The sequence below is a fragment of the Breznakia sp. PF5-3 genome, from assembly GCF_029504745.1.
GTDB lineage: Bacteria > Bacillota_I > Bacilli_A > Erysipelotrichales > Erysipelotrichaceae > Breznakia.
The window spans coordinates 1-5126 of sequence record NZ_JAQFIQ010000071.1; the positions used below are offsets into that span (position 1 = coordinate 1).

The 5126-nt window shown below is 47.2% G+C and carries 3 rRNA genes; all 3 read left to right on the forward strand.

Annotated features, from left to right (window positions below):
- Nucleotides 1-171: 171 nt before the first annotated feature.
- Nucleotides 172-1732 (forward strand): 16S ribosomal RNA (locus M2475_RS11155).
- Nucleotides 1733-2040: 308 nt separating this feature from the next.
- Nucleotides 2041-4940 (forward strand): 23S ribosomal RNA (locus M2475_RS11160).
- 75 nt (nt 4941-5015) lie between these two features.
- Nucleotides 5016-5126 (forward strand): 5S ribosomal RNA (rrf, locus tag M2475_RS11165); the annotation flags it as partial.

Genomic DNA, 5126 nt, shown 5'->3' on the forward strand with positions numbered 1-5126 from the left:
AAAAAAAGCGTTGACAGGGGTAAATAGATTTGATATTATAAACAGGCACGGTCGAGAGCCGAGCAAGAGAATTAGATCTTTGAAAACTAAATAGGAAACGTCAATTTCGAAACAAGAATTCACGGAAAACAAAAACACAAAACACGCAAAGAGTCGTGTTCATAAATGAGCAAAATGGAGAGTTTGATCCTGGCTCAGGATGAACGCTGGCGGCATGCCTAATACATGCAAGTCGAACGAAGTGACCCATAGAAACAGAAGTGCTTGCACGGAAGTGGAAATGGAATCTCACTTAGTGGCGAACGGGTGAGTAACACGTGGGTAACCTGCCCTTCAAACTGGGATAACTATTGGAAACGATAGCTAATACCGGATAGGTAAATTTGAGGCATCTCAAATTTATTAAAGGTGCGTATGCACCATTGAAGGATGGACCCGCGGTGCATTAGCTAGTTGGTAAGGTAACGGCTTACCAAGGCGATGATGCATAGCCGACCTGAGAGGGTGACCGGCCACATTGGGACTGAGACACGGCCCAGACTCCTACGGGAGGCAGCAGTAGGGAATTTTCGTCAATGGGGGAAACCCTGAACGAGCAATGCCGCGTGAGCGAAGAAGGATTTCGGTCTGTAAAGCTCTGTTGTAAAGGAAGAAAGCTAGAGATAGGAAATGATCTTTAGTTGACGGTACTTTACCAGAAAGCCACGGCTAACTACGTGCCAGCAGCCGCGGTAATACGTAGGTGGCAAGCGTTATCCGGAATTATTGGGCGTAAAGGGTGCGTAGGCGGTCGAATAAGTCTGAAGTAAAAGCCAGTGGCTCAACCACTGTTCGCTTTGGAAACTGTTTGGCTAGAGTGCAGAAGAGGCAAGTGGAATTCCATGTGTAGCGGTAAAATGCGTAGATATATGGAGGAACACCAGTGGCGAAGGCGGCTTGCTGGTCTGTAACTGACGCTGAGGCACGAAAGCGTGGGGAGCAAATAGGATTAGATACCCTAGTAGTCCACGCCGTAAACGATGAGAACTAAGTGTTGGAGTAATTCAGTGCTGCAGTTAACGCAATAAGTTCTCCGCCTGGGGAGTATGCACGCAAGTGTGAAACTCAAAGGAATTGACGGGGGCCCGCACAAGCGGTGGAGTATGTGGTTTAATTCGAAGCAACGCGAAGAACCTTACCAGGCCTTGACATCCCGAGCAAAGTTATGGAGACATAATGGAGGTTATCTCGGTGACAGGTGGTGCATGGTTGTCGTCAGCTCGTGTCGTGAGATGTTGGGTTAAGTCCCGCAACGAGCGCAACCCTTGTCTTTAGTTACTAACATTTAGTTGAGGACTCTAGAGAGACTGCCGGTGATAAACCGGAGGAAGGTGGGGATGACGTCAAATCATCATGCCCCTTATGGCCTGGGCTACACACGTACTACAATGGCAACTACAAAGAGCAGCGAACTCGCGAGAGCAAGCAAATCTCATAAAGGTTGTCTCAGTTCGGATTGAAGTCTGCAACTCGACTTCATGAAGTCGGAATCGCTAGTAATCGTAGATCAGCATGCTACGGTGAATACGTTCTCGGGCCTTGTACACACCGCCCGTCAAACCATGGAAGTTGGTAATACCCGAAGCCGGTGGCATAACCTTTTAGGAGTGAGCCGTCGAAGGTAGGACCGATGACTGGGGTTAAGTCGTAACAAGGTATCCCTACGGGAACGTGGGGATGGATCACCTCCTTTCTAAGGAGAAAGTACACAAAGAAAGCGAAGTTTCCTATTTAGTTTTGAAAGGTTTAACCTTTCAAGAAACAGAAGTATAGATCTTTGAAAACTGAATAACAGAAGACATCAGAAAAGAATTGTTATCAAAAAAATAAAACATGATCTTTTCGAATAGTTTGTAAGAAAATAATCGAGAAAAACAGTCTCTTTTTAATTATGGGAATAATTAGAAAGAAAACAAAGTCAAAAACAAGACAGTTATCGAAAAAAATACGCTATAAACAAACACACTAAATTCTTTTAAAAAGAGTAAGTAATTAGTAAGTGATTAAGTTAATAAGGGCGTACGGTGGATGCCTTGGCACTATGAGCTGAAGAAGGACGCAACTAACGGCGAAACGCGTCGGGGAGTGGTAAGTACACAACGATCCGGCGATATCCGAATGGGGGAACCCGGCAGAAGTAATGATCTGTCATCCATAAGTGAATACATAGCTTATGAGAGAGCAACCTAGGGAATTGAAACATCTTAGTACCTAGAGGAAAAGAAAACAACAGTGATTCCCAAAGTAGCGGCGAGCGAAATGGGAGGAGCCCAAACCGATCTTGAATCGGGGTAGTAGGACTGCGACGTGGTATTTATGATGTTAATAGAATGGCATTGAAAGGCCAACCGAAGAGGGTGCAAGTCCCGTATATGAAAGCAAAGTAAAACCTAGCAGTATCCTGAGTACGGCGAGACACGTGAAATCTTGTCGGAATCAGCCAGGACCATCTGGCAAGGCTAAATACTCCATAGTGACCGATAGTGAACCAGTACCGTGAGGGAAAGGTGAAAAGAACCCCGGGAGGGGAGTGAAATAGAACCTGAAACCGTATGCTTACAAGAAGTCAGAGCCCGTTAAAGGGTGATGGCGTGCCTTTTGTAGAATGAACCGGCGAGTTACCATATCGTGCGAGGTTAAGTAGAAAATACGGAGCCGAAGCGAAAGCGAGTCTTAATAGGGCGAGAGTACGATGCGGTAGACCCGAAACCAGGTGATCTATCCATGATCAGGTTGAAGTTGAGGTGAAACTCAATGGAGGACCGAACCGACTATCGTTGAAAAGCTAGCGGATGAATTGTGGATAGCGGAGAAATTCCAATCGAACCTGGATATAGCTGGTTCTCCTCGAAATAGCTTTAGGGCTAGCGTTGAAGTAGAGTCGCGTGGAGGTAGAGCACTGAATGTACGATGGCCCCATCTCGGGGTACTGATTACAATCAAACTACGAATGCCACGTTGATATATTCAGCAGTCAGACTGTGGGTGATAAGGTCCATGGTCGAAAGGGAAACAGCCCAGATCACCAGCTAAGGTCCCAAAATTTATGCTAAGTGGAAAAGGATGTGGGGATGCACAGACAACTAGGAGGTTGGCTTAGAAGCAGCCATCCTTTAAAGAGTGCGTAACAGCTCACTAGTCGAGTGACCCTGCGCCGAAAATGTACCGGGGCTAAGCATAATACCGAAGCTGTGGATACATACGCAAGTATGTGTGGTAGAGGAGCGTTCCATACACGTTGAAGATGTACCGAGAGGAGCGTTGGAGAGTATGGAAGTGAGAATGCCGGTGTGAGTAGCGAGATGCAGGTGAGAATCCTGCACACCGATAGCCTAAGGTTTCCAGGGGAAGGTTCGTCCGCCCTGGGTAAGTCAGGACCTAAGATGAGGCCGAAAGGCGTAGTCGATGGACAACAGGTTGATATTCCTGTACCCGCGTAAGAATGATGGAGTGACGGAGACGGTTAATGTATGCCACTTAATGGATTGTGGTCTAAGCGAGGTAGCTTGTATGTAGGAAAATCCGCATACTATAAGGCGAAGACGTGATGGGTAAAAGAAAGCCTTCGGGCGAGTAAAAAAGTACATGATACCGGCTTCCAAGAAAAGCTTCTAGTATATCTTATGACGGCCTGTACCGAAACCGACACAGGTGGGCAAGGCGAGAAGCCTGAGGTGAGCGAGAGAACTGTTGCCAAGGAACTCGGCAAAATGATCCCGTACGTTCGCAAGAAGGGATGCTCATTAAATGAGCCGCAGTGAATAGGCCCAAGCGACTGTTTATCTAAAACACAGCTCTCTGCTAAGTTGAAAGACGACGTATAGGGGGTGACTCCTGCCCGGTGCTGGAAGGTTAAGGGAATCTGTTAGGATTTATCCGAAGCAGTGCACTGAAGCCCCAGTGAACGGCGGCCGTAACTATAACGGTCCTAAGGTAGCGAAATTCCTTGTCAGGTAAGTTCTGACCCGCACGAAAGGAGTAACGATTTGGGCGCTGTCTCGGCAGCAGACTCGGTGAAATCTTAGTACCTGTGAAAATGCAGGTTACCCGCAACTAGACGGAAAGACCCCATGGAGCTTTACTGTAGCTTGATATTGAATTTTGATTAAACATGTACAGGATAGGTGGGAGACGTAAAAGCATGCACGCCAGTGTATGTGTAGTCATTGTTGGGATACCACCCTTGTTTAATTGAAATTCTAACCTACTACCGTTATCCGGTAGAGGGACCGTGTCAGGTGGGCAGTTTGACTGGGGCGGTCGCCTCCTAAAAAGTAACGGAGGCGCCCAAAGGTATGCTCAGATTGGATGGAAATCAATCGACGAGTGCAATTGCAGAAGCATGCTTGACTGTGAGACCTACAAGTCGAACAGGGACGAAAGTCGGGAATAGTGATCCGGCGGTACCGAATGGAAGGGCCGTCGCTCAACGGATAAAAGCTACCCTGGGGATAACAGGCTGATCTCGCCCAAGAGTTCACATCGACGGCGAGGTTTGGCACCTCGATGTCGGCTCATCGCATCCTGGAGCTGAATTCGGTTCCAAGGGTTGGGCTGTCCGCCCATTAAAGCGGTACGCGAGCTGGGTTCAGAACGTCGTGAGACAGTTCGGTCCCTATCTGTTGTGGGCGTAGGAAATTTGAGGAGAGCTGTCCTTAGTACGAGAGGACCGGGATGGACTTACCTCTGGTGCACCAGTTGTCGTGCCAACGGCATAGCTGGGTAGCTAAGTAGGGAAAGGATAAGCGCTGAAGGCATCTAAGCGCGAAGCCTCCTCCAAGATGAGATTTCCCATACGTAAGTAGTAAGACCCCTTAAAGACGATAAGGTTGATAGGCTAGAGATGGAAGTGTAGCGATACATGGAGTTGACTAGTACTAATCGGTCGAGGACTTAATCACAAAGAAAAGATAGGTTTTATAGAGAACAAGAAAGAAGTTGACTGTTATTTAGTTTTGAAGGATTTACCTTCAAGATCTGGTGATGATGGCAAAGTGGTCACACCTGTTCCCATTTCGAACACAGAAGTTAAGCACTTTTACGGCGACAATAGCTAGGCTTGCTCTAGTGAAGATAGCAAATTGCCA